This window comes from Paenibacillus sp. DCT19, assembly GCF_003268635.1.
Lineage (GTDB): Bacteria > Bacillota > Bacilli > Paenibacillales > Paenibacillaceae > Paenibacillus.
This window is the reverse complement of sequence record NZ_CP029639.1, coordinates 2,013,052-2,033,708: the sequence shown is the minus strand read 5'-3', so window position 1 is coordinate 2,033,708 and position 20,657 is coordinate 2,013,052. Positions and strand designations below refer to the sequence as shown.

The following is a 20,657-nucleotide window of genomic DNA, read 5'->3' as shown; positions in this document are numbered from 1 at the left end:
ACCTGCTTTTTCGTAACCGTTTTCACATTATTCATTGACATCAATCTCGGAATGTACTAACATAAGCCCTAATTTTGGATTTCGTTACGGAAACGTTTCACCAACCTACTTCACTAGGGTTTCACCCGACGAAAGGTGGTTTATATATGACTAACAAGCTAAATAGATTTGTCCATAAAATAAAGAATGATCAACTTAACGTGTTGTCTGCTCGCGTTTTGCGTAACGGGAAGCTCATAGCACAATGGGATCGCGATCAAGATGCTCGCCGTTTACAGCACTCCATCAGTAAATCTTTCACATGCATGGCTGTTGGCCTTGCGATTGAAGAAGGCTTACTTCACCTTAATTCAACACTTGGCGAGTATTTCACATACGATAATCTCCCCTCCATCTCTGAGACGTTTTTTCCTCCACAGCAGTTAACGTTGGGGGATCTGCTTCGTATGTCTTCAGGACATAACAATCCTCCGCTACACGTAGAAGAACGTGCTTCTTTGGAAGAGAAGGATTGGGTCAAATATTACATGTCGCTACCTTTAGATCGGATGCCAGGGGAACAATTTACATACAGCAGTGGGGATACATTCATGATCTCTGCTCTGTTTCAAGCAGCAACCGGGCAAACCGTGAAAGACTATTTAACCCCCGTTTATTTGAACCACTCGGTATACATGACGTTGATTGGGAAACCTCTCCACTTGGTGTCACTTTGGGTTGCGCAGGTCTTTGGATTAGTAATGAGGAATTAAGTCGATTCGGGCAATTGCTTCTTCAGGAGGGCAACTGGAGGGGGCAGCAGCTTATACGTGCTGAGTGGATTCGAAGTGCTACACGTAGACAGATTATGACATCTGGAGCCGGTGATTGGGGTAAAGGTTACGGATATCAATTCTGGATGTGTTCGCATGATGCATATCGTGCCGATGGAGCTCACGGTCAACTGTGTATCATTTTGCCTGCACAGCAAGCCGTCATCTCGATCAACAGTGAAGAAGATCAAATGCAACAGATTCTTGACGCTGTGTGGACTGAGATTCTCCCGATCCTATCCTAAACAAGAAACAAATGATAAGATCAACTACACGTGCTTGAGTTATCTCTCTCCTATCCATGTGTTAATCTAGTCTTCAAAAAGAAAAAACGCCATGGAGTGTTCCTCCATGACGTAATCTTATTACCCGTGCTGTGGAAGCTGGGTCATTTCATCTAAACATTGTGCGCATATGTAACGCTCTTTGAACTCATTGACTTCTTCCATGGATCCGCAGAAAATACATTTTGGGCGATATCTCTCCAAAATAATATGATCCCCTTGAACTAGGATTTCTACAGGATCTCCCTCATTCATTTGATACCTTTTACGCAAAGATTTAGGCAATACGATCCTACCCAATTGGTCAACTTTGCGAACGACTCCAGCTGGCTTCATAGCTACGGCACACCTCTCCTATCTCACTCTAAATTTCTAGGTACATTTGTACTAAGTTTATAGATTCGCCAACATTTTGTCGAATCCTGCTGGAAATAAACATTTTTTGTCCTTTTTTTTGAAAAATGTTTTTTTTGACCATTCGTAACCTGTTCGCAGGATGGAACCCCGGTCAATCTAGACCCGGGAATTCCAGTTGACGCAATGCCTCATAGGCGATAATCGCTGCAGAATTGGAGAGGTTCAACGACCTTACGTCACCTGTCATTGGCATTCTCATGCACGTTTCTGGGTTAGCTGCAATGAGTTCCGGCGGAAGGCCTTTGGTTTCTTTACCAAAAACGAGAAAATCCCCATCACGGAATTCAAAATCGCTATACCGATTTTTCGCCTTCGTCGTTGCGTAGAAAAATCGTCCTTCAGGGAATTTCTCTTGAACTTCAGCAAAAGAATCATGATATTCAATGTGTACAGCATGCCAGTAATCCAAGCCTGCACGCTTCAGTGTAGCGTCATCCGTACGAAAGCCCAGTGGGTGAACCAGATGTAGGTGGATGCCGGTAGCCGCGCATGTGCGGGATATATTGCCCGTATTCGCAGGAATTTCGGGCTCAACCAGAACAATGTGTAAAGCCATATAGGTTCGATCTCCTTTTTATTCATGTTTAACGACAATCCCTTAATCTTAAAGAAAAGCCCTCCACACGTCAATGTGGAAGGCTCTGGAAAGGCACAGATGCAACGTTTGAGAGGTTGTTCATATCGTCCGCTTTTGATTACAAAGGATGCTTACCTTTTGAACACATGCTTTAATGCGCCTATCTCTTGTTGATCTGTAACTCTCTCCTCTTTACCCGTTCGTTTGTTGGAAATGGTTCATAAAGTCCGTGAGTGCTTTCACACTCTCATATGGAGCTGCATTATAAATGGATGCTCGCAGTCCACCTACGCTACGGTGCCCTTTCAGACCTACAAATCCTTCTTGCTCAGAAGCCTTAATAAACTGTTTTTCCAACTCCTCAGTCGCCAGACGGAATGTCACATTCATCAAGGAACGGTCATTAACATCTACGCAACCACGATAGAAGTCTCCGGAAGAATCAATCGTACTATAGAGCAATTCTGCTTTCTTCTTATTCTTTTGCTCAACACCTGTTAGGCCACCTTGTTCTTCAATCCATTTCAACACTTCATTCACCATATATACCGAGAAAGAAGGCGGTGTGTTATAAAGGGAATTATTATCTACATGTGTGCTGTAACGGAACATGGTTGGGATTGTTTTCGGTGACTCACTCACTAGCTCTTCACGAGCAATGACAACCGTAATTCCTGATGGTCCCAAGTTCTTTTGCGCACCAGCATAGATCATTCCGAATTGATTCAAGTCAAATGGCTTACAGAAGATATCACTGGACATATCTGCAATCAGAGGCACAGAGCCGGTGTCTGGGAAGTCCTTGAACTGTGTCCCTTCAATCGTCTCATTGGATGTCAAATGCACATAAGCGCTGTTTTCTGGCAGGCTCAGATTCGATACATCTGGTAGCTTCATGAATTTGTCGGCTTCGGACGAAGCGACTACTTGGGTCTCACCGATCAATTTAGCCTCAGACAGTGCTTTTTTAGCCCAGCTGCCTGTATTTACGTAACTGGCTGTCTGACCCGCACCGAGCATGTTCATAGGCAACATAGCGAATTGTGTACTCGCACCGCCCTGTAAAAACAGAACCTTGTAACCTTTTGGGTTACCAAGCAAAGATAACAAACGATCTTGAGCTTCGTTATGTACCGATTCGTACACAGCTCCACGGTGGGACATCTCCATAATCGACATACCTGTATTACGAAAATCAACAAATTCCGCCTGAGCACGCTCCAAAACCTCAAGTGGCAGTGCCGCTGGTCCTGCATTAAAATTATACGCTCTCTTTGTCAAAATATCCCCGCCCTTTCCATCCATAGCTTACATAAGAAGTAAATATTATCGCTATGATATCAGTATTCCCTATATGCTTCAAGTGAAATAAGCACTGAAAACACAATCTGAGCTATCAAATTCCTTTATCACCCTGCAAAGTTAAAGCACTACAACATTTCAATTCGAGGAAAAGCCTCCGAGAACGAATCCCGGAGGCTTTTTCTGAATGAGGAACAGTCTGTTCCAACTGGATTAGCAGTCGAAGTAGAGGCTGTACTCGTGCGGATGAATGCGAATCGCTACTGCTTTAGCTTCATCACGCTTGAGGTTGATATAGTTATCAATGAATTCTTTAGTGAATACGCCGCCTTCAGTCAAGAACTCGTTATCAGCTGCCAATGCATCAAGCGCTTCTTCCAAAGAAGCTGGCACGCTGCGGATGTTTTCTTTATCTGCATCGGACAGGTCATAGATATTTTTGTCCAATGGACCATATCCAAGCTCTGTTGGGTTGATTTTACGTTTGATTCCGTCCAGACCAGCCATCAACATTGCGGAGAATGCCAAGTAAGGGTTAGCTGTGGAGTCAGGTGTACGGAACTCGATACGACAACCTTTAGGTGTCACTGCTGCAACTGGGATACGAACTGCTGCAGAACGGTTACCTTTGGAGTAAACCAAGTTAACTGGTGCTTCATAACCAGGTACGAGACGTTTGAATGAGTTCGTACTAGGGTTAGTCAAAGCGATCAGTGCTGGAGCGTGGTACAGAATACCTCCGATGTAGTGCAAAGCCATTTCGCTCAGGTTAGCATATCCCGCTTTGTCATAGAACAATGGGGAATCGCCATCGAAGATGGATTGGTGTACGTGCATGCCGCTACCGTTGTCACCGAACAATGGTTTTGGCATGAAAGTTGCTACTTTGCCATATTGACGTGCAGTGTTGTGCACGATGTATTTGTATACAAGCAGGTTATCTGCTGTTTTCTTCAACGTATCAAAGCGGAAGTTGATTTCGGCTTGACCTGCTGTCGCCACTTCGTGGTGGTGACGCTCGATGGACAAACCTGCTTCTTCCAAGAGACGACACATTTCACTACGAATATCTTGTTGCGTATCAACTGGAGCTACTGGAACATATCCGCCTTTAGTGCGAACTTTGAAGCCCAGGTTACCGCCTTCTTCTTTGCGGTTTGTGTTCCAAGATGCTTCTTCGGAATCTACATAGTAAGAAGAGCTGTTCGTACCGCTCTCGTAACGTACATCGTCGAAGATGAAGAACTCGGACTCAGGTGCGAAGAATGCTGCTGTACCAACGCCGCTTTCTTGCAGGAAAGCTTCTGCTTTAACAGCGATGCTACGTGGGTCACGCTCATAACGCTCACCATCAGGTGTGAAGATATCACACATTACATTCAATGTAGGGTGTGCTGTGAACGGATCGACATATGTCGCTTCAGGGTCTGGCATCATAACCATATCGGACTCTTCAATTCCACGGAAACCTTGGATAGAAGAACCATCAAAAGCTACTCCATTTACGAATGTGTCTGCATCAACAGCCGAAGCTGGCAACGAGATGTGATGTGCACGACCAGCTAAATCTACAAAACGAAAATCTACCCACTCGATGTTGTTCTCTTGAATTGATTTCAATACGTTTTCAACCGACATGTATTCGTCCTCCCAAATATTCCGAACAATAAACAACCCCACTAATGAAAATGTCCATATTCGAATTTTTTTCTGTCGTCATTATAAAATCTCAAACATGACATCGTCAATACTTATGTAAGGTATTTTTTGCGAAGATGTTAGCTATACTTACATTTTATAAATACACCCACTTCACTTAACAACATGCACAAGCTATATTTAATCGATTTAATGCGGTAAAGCGGGTAGTTTTATACCTAAATTGTGGAAAAAACTTCACATCATAAATGTTTCTTATCACCATTGATTAATAAATCCATTCAATGCCCAAAAGAATGAAAAACCGGACATCCTCAAGCTGCATTCATGTTGAATGAACGGCCTGTAGATGTCCGGAAGCTATGCTCATATAACTTTCTTTATGAATTATACGCCAACTCTAGCTGGAAAGAACTCTGCTGGTTGTTTAGCTGTATTGAATGTTTTACCTACGATTGGTGCCAACTTCTCAAGATCCTGCAACAGGTTCGCGAATTGATCAGGGAACAACGATTGTACACCGTCTCCTGTCATGGAGTTATCTGGATCCGTATGCATCTCAATAATCAGACCATTAGCACCCGCTGCAACAGAAGCCTTCGTCATTGGCTCAACGAGCTCACGACGTCCAGTTCCGTGACTTGGGTCTGAAATGACTGGCAGATGGCTCAGAGACTGCAATACAGGGATTGCTGACAAGTCGAGCGTGTTACGAGTGTAAGATTCAAATGTACGGATACCACGCTCACAGAGCATTACGTTAGGGTTACCGCCTGCAAGAATGTATTCTGCTGCATTCAACAGCTCATCATAAGTCGCACTAAATCCACGTTTCAACAGGACAGGTTTACCGCACTCGCCCAATTTGCGCAACAGATCAAAATTCTGCATATTACGTGTACCTACCTGCAGAATATCAGCGTACTCTGCACAGATATCTACATATTCTGGTGTCATGACCTCTGTGATGGTTAACAGATCATGCTTCTTACCTGCTTCAGCCATCATGATCAGACCTTCCACGCCTGTACCTTGGAAGCTGTATGGACCTGTACGTGGTTTAAACGCACCACCACGAAGTACCTGTCCCCCTGCTGCTTTGACCAGGCCAGCGATCTCATCAATCTGTGCAGCCGATTCAACCGCACAAGGTCCACCCATAACGACAAGTTCTTTACCGCCAATGTCAACGCCCTTAATCGAAATCACTGTATCTTCCGGGTGGAAGTCACGACTAGCCAATTTGTAAGACTTCGAGATTTTGACTACATTCTCTACACCCTTCATTTGGCGAAGATGCTCCTGCATTTTCGGTTCAACCTTGCCGATCAAGCCGATGATTGTACGATCTTCTCCACGTGAAATATGAACCTGAAGACCTTCCTTTTCAATTACGGCTACAATATCCTGAATCTGTTCCTCCGGAGTAGCTTTACCTGCAATAACGATCATAATATATTCCCATCCTTCCTTGTATGTGAGGTTATTCAATATGTCCGTTTCTGATTACGAACCATAAAAGCACTCATAAGAAGTGCATCTGATTATCAACTTTTCTCTGTCGCGCTTAAACGCTTGTTCGCTTTTAAGCTTTTAATCACTAAAGTAAATATACCATAGTCTGCCTTCTTCGTCAAGGACCCCATACGTTTGTACATCATCCAAAAAAAAAAGAATCTTGCGCTTAGGTTCTCCCGACAAAGGAGGACTAGCACAAGATTCTTTCGTAATTTAGGTTGTACGTGTTTTCTCGCGAACAGGGGTAACAGTTTACTCATATTCACTGTACGTTTGATTTCCCACGTCTCTGGTTGATCATGCTCATACTGCTCCAGATACGTGATGACTTCCTTCGTAATCGGTGTCGGTGTTGATGCTCCTGAAGTAACCGCTACTTTGTTCACGCCCTTCAGCCATTCTTGCTGAATTTCAGATACATCTGACACACGATAAGCTGTGACACCCGCGATTTCTTCGGAAACCTGAGCCAGCCGGTTTGAATTGTTACTCCGCGGATCACCAACAACGATAACGAGATCCGACTGTCCTGCCTGTTCAGCCACAGCTTCCTGACGAACCTGTGTAGCTAAACATATCTCATTGTGAATTTCAGCGCCTGGAAATTTCTCCAGCAGACGACTCATAATATGTTTGATGTCCCATTGGCTCATTGTGGTCTGATTGGTAATCAGAATTTTGCCACTTGGTACATTCAATTGCTCGATCTCTTCTTCCTTTTCAATCAGATGAACCTGATCCGGAGCAACACCTATGGCACCCTCAGGTTCTGGATGATTCTTTTTGCCGATATAGATAATCTGATACCCCTCAGCCGTCTTCTCGCGAATAAGGTCATGGGTTTTCGTTACATCTGGACAAGTCGCATCCACTGTAGTCAGCCCTTTATCACGTGCCAGCTTACGGACTTCTGGAGATACACCATGTGCTGTAAAAATAACAGTGCCACTCTCTACCTGGCTCAAAATTTCCATCCGATTAGGCCCATCCAATGTGACAATGCCTTCATCTTCAAAGGAATCTGTCACATGTTTGTTGTGCACAATCATTCCCAATATATATATAGGCCGGGGTAGATCTAGATTACGTGCAGCCTGACGTGCCAATACCATGGCATCCACAACTCCGTAACAATATCCCCGTGGCGAAATTCGCAGTACTTCCACTTTGGTTGCCACCCGCTTTCTTTCTTCGGCAAATTTGCCGATGTAATTGCAGTCCACTCTATTATACCTTTATTCGATAGGGGAGCAAAGACAACAGGCAACCAGATAATAAATGTGGTACCTTCTCCACGTTTAGTAACGACTTCTACCGAGCCATGATGCTCTTCAATAATCCACTTGGCAATCGATAGCCCTAAGCCGATCCCTGGTGTCGCTCCGCGTGATTCATCTGCACGATAGAAACGGTCAAAGATAAACGGTACCTCGTCTCGCTCCATACCAATGCCTGTATCACTGATGCGTAGCCCTACCTGACCTTTGTACAGGATAGCGTCAAGTGTGACTGACCCTTCCGGAGTGTATTTAAACGCATTCTCAATAAAAATAAACAGCATTTGCTGCAAATAATCTTTGCTACCGTTAACATAAATGCCATTAAGGATCGATAGATCACCCTGACGCCATTCGGACTGACGATCTAAGAATTGCGATCTGCGAGCCACTTCCTGCACCAGAATCTGCAATGGAATTGGATTCAGCTCTATCTTCTGACCCGTATCCGCTCTCGCTAGTGACAACATGTCACTAATGAGTCGGCTCATCCGTTTCCCCTCATCCGCCATATCCTCAATCGCCTCAAGCGACATCTCTTTAACGGTCTCTTCATCAAGATTCGGACGATCCGTACTCTCCTGATCCCACAGCTTCTTCAGGAAATCTACGTTACCCCGAATCGTTGTAAGTGGTGTACGTAGCTCATGCGATGCATCAGATACGAATCGTCGCTGAGCCGCATTGGTTTCCTCCAAGCCCCGGAAGGATAATTCTGTTCGTTCAAGCATGTTATTCACCGTTTCAATAAGCCGTCCAATCTCATCCTTTGGCCCTGTGTATTGAATCCGCACACTGAGGTCATTTCCTGACTGAATCTGATTGGCAGCATCAATGACATTAACCAACGGCCGCATCGATTTACGAGCCAAAATAAGCCCTGATGTAATGGCAAGAGCCATCGCCACAAGCCAGCCAAAAATCAATATATTACGCAGTGCTTCCAGTAGCCGCTCCTGGGAAGTAACATTCGCACCCACTTGCAGAAGTCCCCTAATTTCATTCGTTCCTTGAAGGGATAACGGCTGCTGATTCACAAGAAAAGGAGTACCATGTACGTATATTTTGGATATGCCTCGCTGTTCCCGTATGTCCTTCAGCTCCACCACAGGAAAGTCAATGCCAGCCTTCTCCATATTTCCTGAGATCTTGATCGATCTGCTCTGATAGTCCACCAGTTGAATATAGATCTGTGCTTCTTGAAGCTGACTTTCTGTAAATGGATCTAGGTCGAGCGATTGGGAAAGCGGATTAACACCGATTTGCTCGGTAATGCGTTCGCTCTTAACCTTTAATTGCTGTTCCACTTCCTGGTAAGAGTTAAAATAGACAAAAGCATAAATCACGACTGCCCAGAAGATAAGCACGGCTGCCAAAATACCCGAATACCATGCGGTTAATCTTAACCGAATGGACATATCAGGAATCACCTCTTAGAATGTAACCCGCTCCCCGAATGGTCTGGATCAAGCGTTTGCCTCCATACTCTTCGGTTTTTTGTCTAAGCATCGCGATATATACTTCTAGAACATTAGATTCGCCGCTATAATCATAGCCCCAGATTTTATCCATAATGAGATCACGGGATAACACTCTTTTTGGATTTTGCATAAATAAATTCAGAAGCTCAAACTCCTTGGCCGTGAGTTCCAACCGCTGTCCATCACGCAATACTTCACGGGAATCATTATCGAGAATGATGTCCTCGTACATAAGTCGGTTATCCTGCTTATCGACAATGTCCGCTTTGCGTCGTAGCAACGCGCGAACTCGCGCAAGCAGCTCTTCAAGAGCAAACGGTTTAACCAAATAATCATCCGCTCCCGTATCCAGGCCTGTAACCCGGCTCTGTACTTCATCTTTGGCCGTTAGCATAAGAACTGGCACTTTACTGCCCGCTTCTCGTAATCTGCGGCACACCTCGAATCCGTCAATCTGGGGCATCATGACATCCAGAACGACAATATCCGGTTCCTTATCCATCAGTTTACTGAGACCCTCAGCCCCATTAGAAGCTGTCTGTACTTCATAACCTTCAAATGCCAGCCCCCGACGAAGCATGGACACGATTTTTTCATCATCATCAACAATCAGAATAGTTGAGCGCATGGTCTTTCTCCTTTATCCTACATTTTATTCCTATTGTAACAGGCACAAGCACGATCTGCATCTTCAGGCAAAAAAAGCGAAAGGGCCCTCAAACCCTTCCGCTTATCTGCTTTTGCAACAACCGTCTTTCAACGATTAAGGCTGCGTTTGTTGTTGCTCGTTTGAAGTTTGTGATGTATCGTAATCGTTTTTGTTGCCGATCTTGATCTTGATATCCATTTTCTTGCCATCACGAACGACATTCAACGTTACTTCACTACCAATTTCCTGTTTCTTAATAAAATCGATCAAGTCTTGGCTTGTATTGTACGCCGTACCGTTGGCACCTGTAATGATGTCATAGGCCCGCAGGTCTGCTTGATAAGCCGGAGATTGATAAATTGTGCTTGCTACTACAGAACCTTCAGTGATGTCAGTTCCCATTTGTTTAGCAACTTCAGGTGTAAGTGCCATCAGAGAAGCACCGATGAAAGGTACTGGCTCTTTTGGAACTTCTTTGTTTTCTTTCAGGTATTTCACTGCTTCCGAAATTACACTGGAAGGAATAGCAAATCCGATACCTTGTGCATCTGCACTAACAGCAACGTTCATACCAATCACTTCACCATTAAGGTTAAGCAACGGACCACCGGAGTTACCAGGGTTGATGGACGCATCTGTTTGCAGCAAGTGACTGTATTCACGTGTTTTGCCTGTTTCTTCGTCCGGAATGCTAATCGTACGTTCTTTCGCACTCAGAACACCTGCAGTAACGGTATGTTCGAATCCTTCAGGGTTACCAATGGCCACAAGCCATTCACCAACCTGTGTGCTGTTCGAATCTCCTAGTGGAGCCACAGGGAAATCAGCATCACCACTGTTTTTCTCAATTTTCAATACAGCTAAGTCAAGATCGAAGCTGCTTCCTAGCAATTTCGCTTCATAAGGCTTGCTATTGTTCTCTAAAGTAACCTGAATGACATCTGCACCTTGGACTACGTGCTGGTTCGTCAGGATATAACCTTCTTTGTCAAAAATAAATCCAGAACCAATCCCCAGTGGGACAAGTTGATTGCTGCTTTGCTGTTGCTGTTGTTGTTGCTGCTGATTTTGATCCTGATTGCCGTTGGTTCCACCATTACCGAAAAAATATTGGTATAGCGGGTCACTCATTGTAGAGCCGCCTTGGTAGCCACCACTACGAGTTGATTGCTTCGCCAATGTCTCAATCTTGACGACAGCCGGGCTAGTGCTCGTCACGACGGATGATACATCCGTTTTACCTGTTGGCAGTAACGATGCTGTTACATTGTTTCCTCCACCCGTGTTTGTTGAAGATTCTTTGCTTGTACTTTCACTTTGGGCGCTTGTCATAGATGCCTGTGGTGTAAACATGTTCGTGGTGTCTGCCACATACATCAGAACGGTAATAACTAACATCCCTGCAATGAAAGAGAACATAAGGGATCTGACGGACGAGCGTGGGCGACGATTGTTATAGTTCCAATTGCCACCTTTACCGTCGTTCCCGCCATTTCCACCACCGCTTCCTACTTTACCTCGACCAGCCTCTTCGGAAGATCCTTGGCTATAATATGAAGGCACCGGCTTCACGGGATCAGGTCTAGTAATCTGTACGTCTGCTTCTTCACGTGGGTTCGTATTCGCTTGATTGCTTGCTGTATCTTCCTGATTCACGGACTGAAAAGGTCCATAAGAATAATAATATGAGGAATCGTCCGTTCCGGAAGAATTACGGTTCTCCGTTTGCTTTGTTTCATTTTCCTCGTCTTGACGGCTTGATCTATAATTACGTTCGTCCATGCCTCTCTACCTCCCAATCTCTTCTTCGTAAGAGATATTCTTTAACTGTCCTTATTTTGTACTTTAAACCTTAACTGTACCTTAAAAACAATTAAAAAGGAGATAAAACCCTATCATAATATGTTCATATTCAAAAAAGTACGATTTTTAGTGCCGACCTCTATAAGTGCGTGTTCAAAAAGGGCGGTTTTCAGTACCGAGAAGATGGGATGAAGCTAGAAATGGAGTAGCGGAGCGTAGATGGAGCTACGTGAGCAACGGACATTTCGGCTGAATCCCATATTCGATGCTGAGATGCCTCAGGGCATCCTTCGTAATCAAAAGCGGACTTTTTGAACAACCTCTATAAGTTCATTTTTCCCGTCCGACCAGCATTTTAATCTTTCGTCTTCACCCATCCTTGACGATGAGCATAGATTGCCAGTTGTGTGCGATCATCCATCTCACATTTCATTAATAGGTTGCTGACATGTGTTTTGACGGTTTTGATACTAATATGTAATTCTTCGCCGATGTCCTTATTGGTCTTACCTTCTGCAATCAGCAGCAACACTTCCTTCTCTCGTTCAGTGAGACCAGATTCACTCTCCCGAGCAGTCCGCTGTCTGATCCCACGGGTTAACGCCTGTGACACATCACCTGTCATGACTGGCATCCCACGGTATGCGCCTTGAAGGGCATAGATCAGCTCCTCAGCAGATACAGTCTTCAACACATAACTCACAGCCCCTGCTTCAATGGCCTGTACGACCAGATCGTCTTCAAGGAAACTCGTCAGCATTACAATTTTCATAGCCGGAAATTCACTCATGATCGCCTGTGTTGCTTCTGCACCATTCATTACGGGCATCATCAGATCCATCAAGATCAGATCAGGCATTTCACTCTCATCCAATTTACGCAGATGATGCAGTGCCGCTTCTCCATTTCCCGCCTCGCCAATTACATGGAATGTCGGCTCCAGCATGAGATACGTCTTGAGCCCCATGCGAACCATATCATGATCATCTACGATCATTACCTTTACTTTTCCGCTCATTCGGTCTCCCCCTCTGATTCATTCGGGAATTTCGGGATGAACACCCGCACCGTTGTTCCCGCTCCCGGCTTTGATATAATCTGTACCTGTCCTCCAAGCTTCTCTGCCCGTTCACGCATCGTGGATAACCCGTAAGACCCGGGACGTTCGGCTTGTTGCAGGAAGCCCTGCCCATCGTCGCTAATGCTCATGCTAATCTGATGTTCACTTTCTCGAATCGACAAACTGACCAGCCCTGCCTCGGCATGCTTCACCACATTGGCAACAGCCTCCTGAATAACAAGAAACAGCTGGTGCTCAATGGCATCCGAAATCCCGCCATCCAGTTCCAGCTCTTTCACACCTTTGAGGCCATTCTGTCTACAGTAGTCAGGAAACCAGCTATCCAGTGCGGCGGAGAGATCACGTCCCTCCAGCTCCACTGGCCGAAGCTGTGCAATAAGCCCTCGCATCTGCCGCTGTGCAATATGAGACATCTGAATGAGCTGATCCAGCACGTTATGCCCCTGTTCCGGATTTATCTCCAGCAAACGTGGCAAAGATGAAGCCGACATATGCATCGCGAATAACTGTTGACTTACCGTATCATGCAGATCTCTAGCCATTCGTTTGCGCTCCTCGATAACAGCACGCTCTGAGGCTTGCTCCTTCTCAATGACCTCCTGCTCACCAAGGCGCTGTAGAAGTCTCATTTTTTTCTCAATGGAATCCATCATCACATTAAACTCCTGATATACCCGACCAAACGAAGCATCATCTGCATCCGGCATACGAACCGATAGATTACCCTTGGATACTTTCAGCATATTGAGATCCAGCAGATCAATTTTGCGTTGTAGCCGCAAGGCAGCAATATATCCGGTAACGATAGTGGCTAATACAACTACGCCAACATAGGTCCAAGCACGTTGACGGCTCTCTCCGGCTAGCACATCTCCATATAATAGGTAGAAGCCGCCAAGTGTGATTAGACCCGTTAGCGCAAAATACATCATCAGCTCCCATTTATTCGCTTTGAGAATCGTTCGAATCATGCGTTAACCCACCTTATTGACTTTGACATCACCGATAAATACACTCACAATGATCCGCACCTTTTTGCCTGCTTCACGATAATGTGCAGTTTCAGCTTGGGCACTGCTCATGAAACCACCACGCTTCTGGTTCAGCAGCGACATATCACCTATGAAGGAATTGGTTGTCACCGTCACACCAAGATCCATATCCTCTGGAACGAATACTTTGACATCCCCTATAAAGTTCGAGATCACAATTTTGGTCTCACCATACGGGATCTGTGCTTTCGTCAAATCAATTACCGTATCCCGATAAATGCGGAAATGTTCATCGGCTTCAGCGTGAATACTTCCTGTCCCATGTACAGATCACCTATAAAGGCAGACTTATTGATTGTATCGCCGCCATAGCCTCCGTAGCTCCCGTAATCGTTGGAATGCTGACCATAATGGTCGCTCGAATCAAATTTTCCATATTTTTTGTGAGAAGTATCTTGTGTGCTGTGCTTTTTATATTGCTCATGCTCATAAGAGTTGGAGTGCTCTTGCTCTGTATGGAATGAACCATGTGGATTCTGTTTCTGTTCCTGCTTTGGTTTACCAAATGTTTTCTCGAACTGCTCATCGAATGTTGAATGCATTTCCAAATCCTCTGGTGGCAAAGGCTGATAAGGCTGTTCAGGTGGTGGAGGTGACTGCATTTTATCCTGATGCTTCCGATCACGTCTCCGTGGTCCGACCAATACAAACAATCCTCCGCCAATCAGCATCACCGGAATCAAATAACGGATGAACTCTCCCATTGAATAGTCGATCCATCCCAGATTGCGGGCAAGAAAGTAACCACCGATCAACAATACGATAACAGGACCGATGAAGGCGTAGCCCCCATTGCGCCGAATTTCGGAAATCCCTTTTGCACCCCACCAGATTAAAAACAACGGCCAGTAGGTTCTGAAAATGTATCCTATATCAATGTCATATCCCAATTGTCTGAACAAGATCATTGCACCAATAGCTATGAGGGGAATGCCCACCCACCAGCGGTCCCGCGTAGATCGTTTCATCGCTCATGTCTCCTTCGTCTGTATTCTGTATCCAGTGTACCTCAGACGAGGCGCTGATAACAGCGGCGGCAGGTGGAAGTCATCTCAGTCTCTAGACCGAGAACGTAGGATATTTATGGTAATTTTTGCGTTGTTGCTTCATGAATGCTGATATGTAGTAGACATATATCCGTTAGTCACATTCTCATAATAAAACACCCTGGAGAACATGCTCCAAGGTGTTTGTGTGCAGCTTATTTTTGTGTTTTGCCTGTGTTTTCTACGCCAAACTCAGCGTTATATTTTTCGTCAGGTGTTTGGAAATTATCCTTCACTTTGTTTTGCTCGGATTGTTTAATTTTGCTCGCTACGTTCTCTTGACCAAACTCCGCATTGTACTTCTCGTTTGGCGTTTTGTAACCTTGGGATTTCTTAGCCAAAACAATCACCTCTCTCTTCATATTTGCGCCTCATTGCTGAGCCGTGGGGTTCGTCCCCAGAGAGTATTATGTGAAGAGAGCACCGCGCTTATTCATGGATTGGAACATCCAAAATCATACCGCTTTATCAAGCCATGAATCCGGTACCGACTTGTACACATCAATCGCTTGTGAGAGCTCGTCCAGCATTTGTTCCGTACATTTTCCGGCGCCTTGTTTAATCACCTGAACTTCTACATCCTTTTTGCCCCATTCCTTATACACCTGTTTGGTTGTTGGGAAATAAAGATCGATTTTGTTGCCCTTAATGGCTGAGCCTGTATCTGCCACGATCCCATAGCCATAACCAGGAATATAAAGGATAGAACCTAGAGGAAACAATTTGGGATCAGCAGCGATCGTAGAAACCGTCTCCTTATCACGCCTTACCTTAACACCTGAATATGTAATTCCATATTGAGGATGCTTAGGCCCTTTTCCCGTCGATTCAATTCCAGCGGTATAACCCGTTGCAGTTACCTTTTGCGTGCCGAGCACTTGCTCTGAACGCGGAGCCAAAACAGGCATGGATGGATCAAGAACAATTTGTTGACCAGGCACTGCAGGTTTAGGAATGACAATGGGTTGCGGTGACCACAATAAACCCATGTAGACCATCGTTGTTAGTTGAGCTTGATCACTGTATTTCTCAGGTAACTTGACTTCCCGCTTTTCAACCTGTACCACGTTTGGACTACTACTATAACGATTCTCAACATGCCTCACTGCATTTTCCTCTTCAAATGTATACGCCTCTGCCTGATTTATACCTATCACTAATCCGACGGCGATCACACACCATGAGATCAGTAATCGTAAACTACCCTGTTGTAATATAAATTGCTTTTTCATCATAAAACCTCCCCTCACTGCAAAGGTTTTCCAAAAAGCATTCACGTTATACAGGTATCTGGCAAAATAAAAAAAGTCTGGCACAGCAGACGAATCCACTGTACCAGACGGTGATAACCTTATTTTTAGAACATTACACGAGACGTGTCGTAATTTCTTCTTTGAGTTGAGTAATAATTTCATCGAGTGGCTTCATGCCGAGATCGCCTTCTCCACGCTTACGCACAGAGACACTACCAGCATTACGCTCATTCTCACCAACGACAAACATGTAAGGAAGTTTCTCAAGCTGAGCTTCACGGATTTTGTATCCTAACTTCTCGTTCCGCAAGTCTGCTTCCGCCGAGATGCCCGCACGTTTCAGCTTCTCTTCAACCTCACGCGCATAATCTTCGAAGTTGCCCGATACCGGGATTACTTTTGCTTGTACAGGAGAGAGCCACAGCGGGAAAGCTCCAGCAAAGTTCTCGAGCAAGAATGCTGTGAAGCGTTCCATTGTGCTGATTACGCCGCGGTGGATAACAACTGGACGGTGCTTCTGTCCATCATCTCCGACATATTCAAGCTCAAAGCGCTCTGGCAACAGGAAGTCCAACTGCACAGTAGAGAGCGTTTCTTCTTTGCCCAGTGCTGTTTTGATCTGAACGTCCAGCTTCGGACCATAGAATGCCGCTTCACCTTCGGCTTCATAGAATGGTAGATCCAGTTCTTCCACAACTTCACGCAGCATGCGTTGGGACATTTCCCACATTTCATCATTTTGGAAATACTTCTCTGTATCTTGTGGATCACGATAAGACAAGCGGAAGCGGTATTCATGAATACCAAAGTCCTTATACACCGTTTGAATCAACTCGATTACACGAGCGAACTCTTCTTTAATTTGGTCTGGACGTGCAAAGATGTGAGAGTCATTCAATGTCATTGCACGTACACGGTGCAGCCCTGTGAGTGCTCCTGACATTTCATAACGGTGCATCATACCAAGCTCAGCAATCCGGATCGGAAGATCACGGTAGCTATGCATACTGGACTTGTACACCATCATATGGTGAGGACAGTTCATTGGACGAAGAACCAGTTCCTCATTGTCCATAACCATTTTCGGGAACATATCCTCTTGGTAGTGCTCCCAGTGACCGGACGTTTTATACAGTTCTACGTTACCGAGAACAGGTGTGTATACGTGCTGGTATCCCAGACTTTCTTCCAAATCTACAATATAACGTTCCAAAGTACGACGCAATTTGGCACCGTTAGGCAGCCAGATTGGCAGGCCTTGTCCCACCAATTGAGAGAATGTGAACATTTCCAGCTCTTTACCCAATTTGCGGTGGTCACGTTTGCGAGCTTCTTCAAGCAAGTGCAGATGTTCATCCAACTGTGCTTTCTTCACAAATGCAGTACCGTAAATACGTTGCAACATTTTGTTTTTGCTGTCTCCGCGCCAGTATGCACCTGCAACATTCATCAGCTTAAATACTTTGATTTTGCTTGTTGATGGTACGTGTGGTCCACGGCACAAGTCGAAGAATTCACCTTGCTCGTAGATGGTGATCACGCTATCTTCTGGTAGATCACGAATCAATTCAAGCTTGTAAGGGTCGCCCACTTCTTCAAACGTTTTGATTGCATCAGCACGGCTAACTTCCTTACGAACAATCGGTAGATTCTCGTTAACGATACGTTCCATTTCCTTCTCAATCTTCTGCAGATCTTCAGGATTGAGTGGTTGTTCCAGATCCATATCATAATAGAAACCATCTTCAATAACAGGCCCTACGCCCAGATGAACCTCTTTGTTACCGTATAGACGCTTAACTGCTTGAGCCATCAAGTGAGCTGTACTGTGACGCATTACTTCCAGACCTTCTGGTGAATCCAACGTTACGATCTCTACCAGTGCACCTTCATGAAGCGTTGTGGACAAGTCCACTACGATGCCATCCAATTTACCCGCTACAGCATTTTTGCGCAGGCCACTACTAATCGAAGCCGCTACATCCTCGATACTGCTTCCCTCAGCGTACTCACGTACGGAACCATCAGGGAGTTTAATGTTAACTGCCATTTGTCTCATTCCTCCTGTAAATGTAACCTTTGTCCATTCAATAATGGACTGATTATCTATTGCACTCTTTCGCACAAAGGCAAAAAAACGCAAAAAACACCCGTCCCGGTAAAGGGACGAGTGTAATATACTCGTGGTTCCACCCTAATTCAGCTGATTCATCCGATCTGGATGTACAGCCCTCATTGGCATGACGATAACGGGCATGACCCGGCAGATCCTTACTCACGGCTTTGTATCCTTATGATATCTTACCATAGGCTCTTACCATTCCGCTTTCAAAACCGCAACTACAAAGGGGTAAACCAAACGTGGCATCCGGAGGAAATTTCAGCCAAGGTTTCCTCTCTCTGCACCGACCATTCGAGTGGCTCATATCTTTGTCAACGCTTTTGGTTCATTAGTCATTATAAGTAATGCGACCCATAATTCGTGGATCAACAGTTATTATAATTGCCGAGATCGCTTGCGTCAAGACCGGTTAGTAATCCCGAACGCAGCACCTCACATTCCGGGCAATGATGGCATAACTGCACCTTGTCCTCAAAGATCTGGCGAATGGTATTAATAATGGGCATATCTGCCGTGCTGGTATGCAGCATCACTTTCTCAGGCGAGATCGATATAAGCGTACTTACAATCATATCTTCTATATCCATCTCCAGTTCCAGTCCAGGCATCTCCACCACAACCTGTTCATCTTTTTGCACAGGCAAGAGATTAAGCGCAGCATCATACACTTGGAATTCATGCTTACCTTTATGAACGAGATGAATTAGAGGCACTTTCGCTTCCTGAAAAAAAACAAAATATTTAAGCAATCCCATGAACTCTTCATATTGTCGATCCATCCAAAACTCATCTAGAGCATACTCCACCAGTTCATGTAGCTCTTGTTTGTACTGCTTCATTCGAAAGTTCACAATGCCATCCAGAAGAAAAAAATGTACCTCCTCCAAATCCCGCTTCAATTCACTTGCGAGTGTTGAGCGTCGACGATCACGGAGCCCTGGCTGATCCAGATCACCATTGATTAACAACGGCATACAAATTCGGTTTACCTTCTCTACTTCGTGCTCATCCATGACAGAACATGCTTTGGAGATCATTTCTTCAACCATATGTCGCTCACGGGTAAGCATAATAAAATCAGCCAAGCCATTAGCAAACAATTCACTAATCTTTGGTAGCCATTGCTGAAAGTCATTGTGATTCTCATTACCTCTGCATACCCAGACTGCCCTTCCATCATTATGTTTGAAGGTAAGCCTGAAACCTCTTTTGCTTATATGTAAACCTTTGGTTTTTTCCTTGATACAGTGATGAAATTGATCCGCTTCCTCCTGCCCGGATACATCTGTCCATACGGTAAACAGTTCCACAAAAATCACTCCTTTCCGTCCTGTTCAAAGTATATGGCAAGGTGTATGGGGATATACGAAGCGGATTGATGGAAAGCATGTCATGATTTCTCAGTATATTTCAGCATTTTGCCACATTCACTCTTAATCGTTCTAAAGTACAAGATCTAGCGGCTTATTTCCTAGTTTTATACTACATGTTGCTGACCAAATGGGGTCTTTATTCACAAAAAATTGCATTGGTTTTTCGAAAGTGGTTTGGAGATCAGCCAAAAATGTGTTATTATTTTTATAACAGTATGTTTCACGGAAAAGGGGGGAAGCCAGAATGAGAACACAACCAAGAATTCTTCGCAGCGTTTTGATTATCATTTTGTGCGTATTCCAAGCCCTCTGCTTCCCTATTCCGATGCAGACAGAATCCGCTGTCGGCGTATCTGTTGATTCCAACTCTAACAAGGAAATAATGATTCAGATTCCAGAGTCTCAACAGAAGCCCGTCATCCGTAGATACCCACAAGTGATGGCTAAACTCCTTGCGGTTGTGCATAAGAAACCAGTCTTTCTTGTGCTTGCATTGCTATTGATACTTCGGATTCCGACGCCACGTCTGCCCTTTAAACCGTTGATTTGTCTGTTTAAGCGCAGATTAATTCTGCTACCTATCAAATACACCAGTATGTATGTTTCCCCACTCCTATAGCACCAAAATACGTCTACACTCTTCGCTAGTCGTTGCAGCGTATTTAAGGTTGCTTTGCATAGAGGTTCCTCTTTACTCATTTATGAAAAGACGGAATACTTGTGCATAACTCAATACTCTTTTAGCTAAGTTAGATAACAATACCCTATTGGCTTTGATGCCAATCTTTGCAGCACTCTTTTGTCATACCCATATTTCATATTCAATTCAAAACAAACGGCTGTGTGTCAGGAGTCCCTGGCTCTGTTTACCCGCATATTTAATGTTTCTTCCCATCGTTAGATCATTCTATTTACGGGAAATAAGCCTGTCTTCTGTGGCCAGCCCTCATT

General features: G+C 44.7%; 19 protein-coding genes and 1 pseudogene. 3 read left to right on the top strand and 17 right to left on the bottom strand.

Annotated features, from left to right (window positions below):
• Positions 1–146: 146 nt before the first annotated feature.
• Both DMB88_RS09155 and DMB88_RS30950 read left to right on the top strand, forming a co-directional pair.
• Entirely contained in the window at positions 147–752 is a 606-nt protein-coding gene (locus DMB88_RS09155; protein ID WP_254438514.1) for a serine hydrolase domain-containing protein, read from the top strand.
• Positions 713–1,057 carry a serine hydrolase domain-containing protein gene (locus DMB88_RS30950; protein ID WP_254438513.1) on the top strand — a complete coding sequence of 115 codons (345 nt, stop codon included), beginning with the start codon at positions 713–715 and terminating at the stop codon, positions 1,055–1,057. Before DMB88_RS09155 ends, DMB88_RS30950 begins: the two co-directional genes overlap by 40 nt.
• Before the next feature lie 120 nt (positions 1,058–1,177).
• Here DMB88_RS30950 and DMB88_RS09150 read toward each other — a convergent pair whose 3' ends face one another.
• The 17 genes and pseudogenes from DMB88_RS09150 to DMB88_RS09075 form a co-directional block, all read right to left on the bottom strand.
• Positions 1,178–1,432 (bottom strand): AbrB/MazE/SpoVT family DNA-binding domain-containing protein, encoded by a 255-nt coding sequence (locus DMB88_RS09150; protein ID WP_024629045.1) that lies wholly within the window; start codon positions 1,430–1,432, stop codon positions 1,178–1,180.
• A gap of 172 nt (positions 1,433–1,604) precedes the next feature.
• Positions 1,605–2,069, bottom strand: a complete 465-nt coding sequence (trmL, locus tag DMB88_RS09145; RefSeq protein ID WP_056698484.1) for a tRNA (uridine(34)/cytosine(34)/5-carboxymethylaminomethyluridine(34)-2'-O)-methyltransferase TrmL — start codon at positions 2,067–2,069, stop codon at positions 1,605–1,607.
• A 213-nt stretch (positions 2,070–2,282) separates the two neighbouring features.
• A complete protein-coding gene (gene serC, locus DMB88_RS09140; protein ID WP_174715336.1) occupies positions 2,283–3,374 on the bottom strand; it encodes a 3-phosphoserine/phosphohydroxythreonine transaminase in 1,092 nt (363 codons plus the stop codon).
• Positions 3,375–3,605: 231 nt separating this feature from the next.
• The gene (glnA, locus tag DMB88_RS09135; protein ID WP_056698488.1) at positions 3,606–5,030 is read right to left on the bottom strand and encodes a type I glutamate--ammonia ligase; all 1,425 of its coding nucleotides are present in this window, start codon (positions 5,028–5,030) and stop codon (positions 3,606–3,608) included.
• A 408-nt stretch (positions 5,031–5,438) separates the two neighbouring features.
• Positions 5,439–6,503, bottom strand: a complete 1,065-nt coding sequence (gene aroF, locus DMB88_RS09130; protein ID WP_056698489.1) for a 3-deoxy-7-phosphoheptulonate synthase — start codon at positions 6,501–6,503, stop codon at positions 5,439–5,441.
• Between the two features lie 308 nt (positions 6,504–6,811).
• Positions 6,812–7,735, bottom strand: a pseudogene (locus DMB88_RS09125) (4-hydroxy-3-methylbut-2-enyl diphosphate reductase); the annotation flags it as partial.
• Entirely contained in the window at positions 7,648–9,264 is a 1,617-nt protein-coding gene (locus tag DMB88_RS09120) for a sensor histidine kinase (RefSeq protein ID WP_254438512.1), read from the bottom strand. The pseudogene DMB88_RS09125 and the gene DMB88_RS09120, both read right to left, overlap by 88 nt.
• A gap of 1 nt (position 9,265) precedes the next feature.
• Positions 9,266–9,955: a response regulator transcription factor gene (locus tag DMB88_RS09115; RefSeq protein ID WP_128101103.1), complete on the bottom strand. Its 690-nt coding sequence runs from the start codon at positions 9,953–9,955 to the stop codon at positions 9,266–9,268.
• Between the two features lie 135 nt (positions 9,956–10,090).
• Positions 10,091–11,758, bottom strand: a complete 1,668-nt coding sequence (locus DMB88_RS09110; RefSeq protein ID WP_128101102.1) for a S1C family serine protease — start codon at positions 11,756–11,758, stop codon at positions 10,091–10,093.
• 376 nt (positions 11,759–12,134) lie between these two features.
• Entirely contained in the window at positions 12,135–12,797 is a 663-nt protein-coding gene (locus tag DMB88_RS09105; RefSeq protein WP_128101101.1) for a response regulator, read from the bottom strand.
• On the bottom strand, positions 12,794–13,831 hold the full coding sequence (locus DMB88_RS09100; RefSeq protein ID WP_174715276.1) for a sensor histidine kinase: 1,038 nt from the start codon (positions 13,829–13,831) through the stop codon (positions 12,794–12,796). The genes DMB88_RS09105 and DMB88_RS09100 overlap by 4 nt, the downstream gene beginning before the upstream one ends.
• A gap of 3 nt (positions 13,832–13,834) precedes the next feature.
• A complete protein-coding gene (liaF, locus tag DMB88_RS31950) occupies positions 13,835–14,107 on the bottom strand; it encodes a cell wall-active antibiotics response protein LiaF (protein ID WP_368028327.1) in 273 nt (90 codons plus the stop codon).
• A gap of 5 nt (positions 14,108–14,112) precedes the next feature.
• Positions 14,113–14,880: a LiaF transmembrane domain-containing protein gene (locus tag DMB88_RS09095; protein ID WP_368028326.1), complete on the bottom strand. Its 768-nt coding sequence runs from the start codon at positions 14,878–14,880 to the stop codon at positions 14,113–14,115.
• Positions 14,881–15,113: 233 nt separating this feature from the next.
• Positions 15,114–15,320 (bottom strand): hypothetical protein, encoded by a 207-nt coding sequence (locus DMB88_RS09090; protein WP_251382838.1) that lies wholly within the window; start codon positions 15,318–15,320, stop codon positions 15,114–15,116.
• A gap of 93 nt (positions 15,321–15,413) precedes the next feature.
• Positions 15,414–16,193: a 3D domain-containing protein gene (locus tag DMB88_RS31710; RefSeq protein ID WP_285858868.1), complete on the bottom strand. Its 780-nt coding sequence runs from the start codon at positions 16,191–16,193 to the stop codon at positions 15,414–15,416.
• A 130-nt stretch (positions 16,194–16,323) separates the two neighbouring features.
• Positions 16,324–18,261 carry a threonine--tRNA ligase gene (thrS, locus tag DMB88_RS09080; protein WP_128101100.1) on the bottom strand — a complete coding sequence of 646 codons (1,938 nt, stop codon included), beginning with the start codon at positions 18,259–18,261 and terminating at the stop codon, positions 16,324–16,326.
• Positions 18,262–18,698: 437 nt separating this feature from the next.
• Complete coding sequence (locus DMB88_RS09075) at positions 18,699–19,643, bottom strand: putative sporulation protein YtxC (RefSeq protein WP_128101099.1); 945 nt, start codon at positions 19,641–19,643, stop codon at positions 18,699–18,701.
• Between the two features lie 307 nt (positions 19,644–19,950).
• On the opposite strand from DMB88_RS09075, the gene DMB88_RS09070 reads away from it, so the two are divergent.
• Entirely contained in the window at positions 19,951–20,325 is a 375-nt protein-coding gene (locus tag DMB88_RS09070) for a hypothetical protein (RefSeq protein WP_128101098.1), read from the top strand.
• The last annotated feature ends 332 nt before the right edge of the window (positions 20,326–20,657 follow it).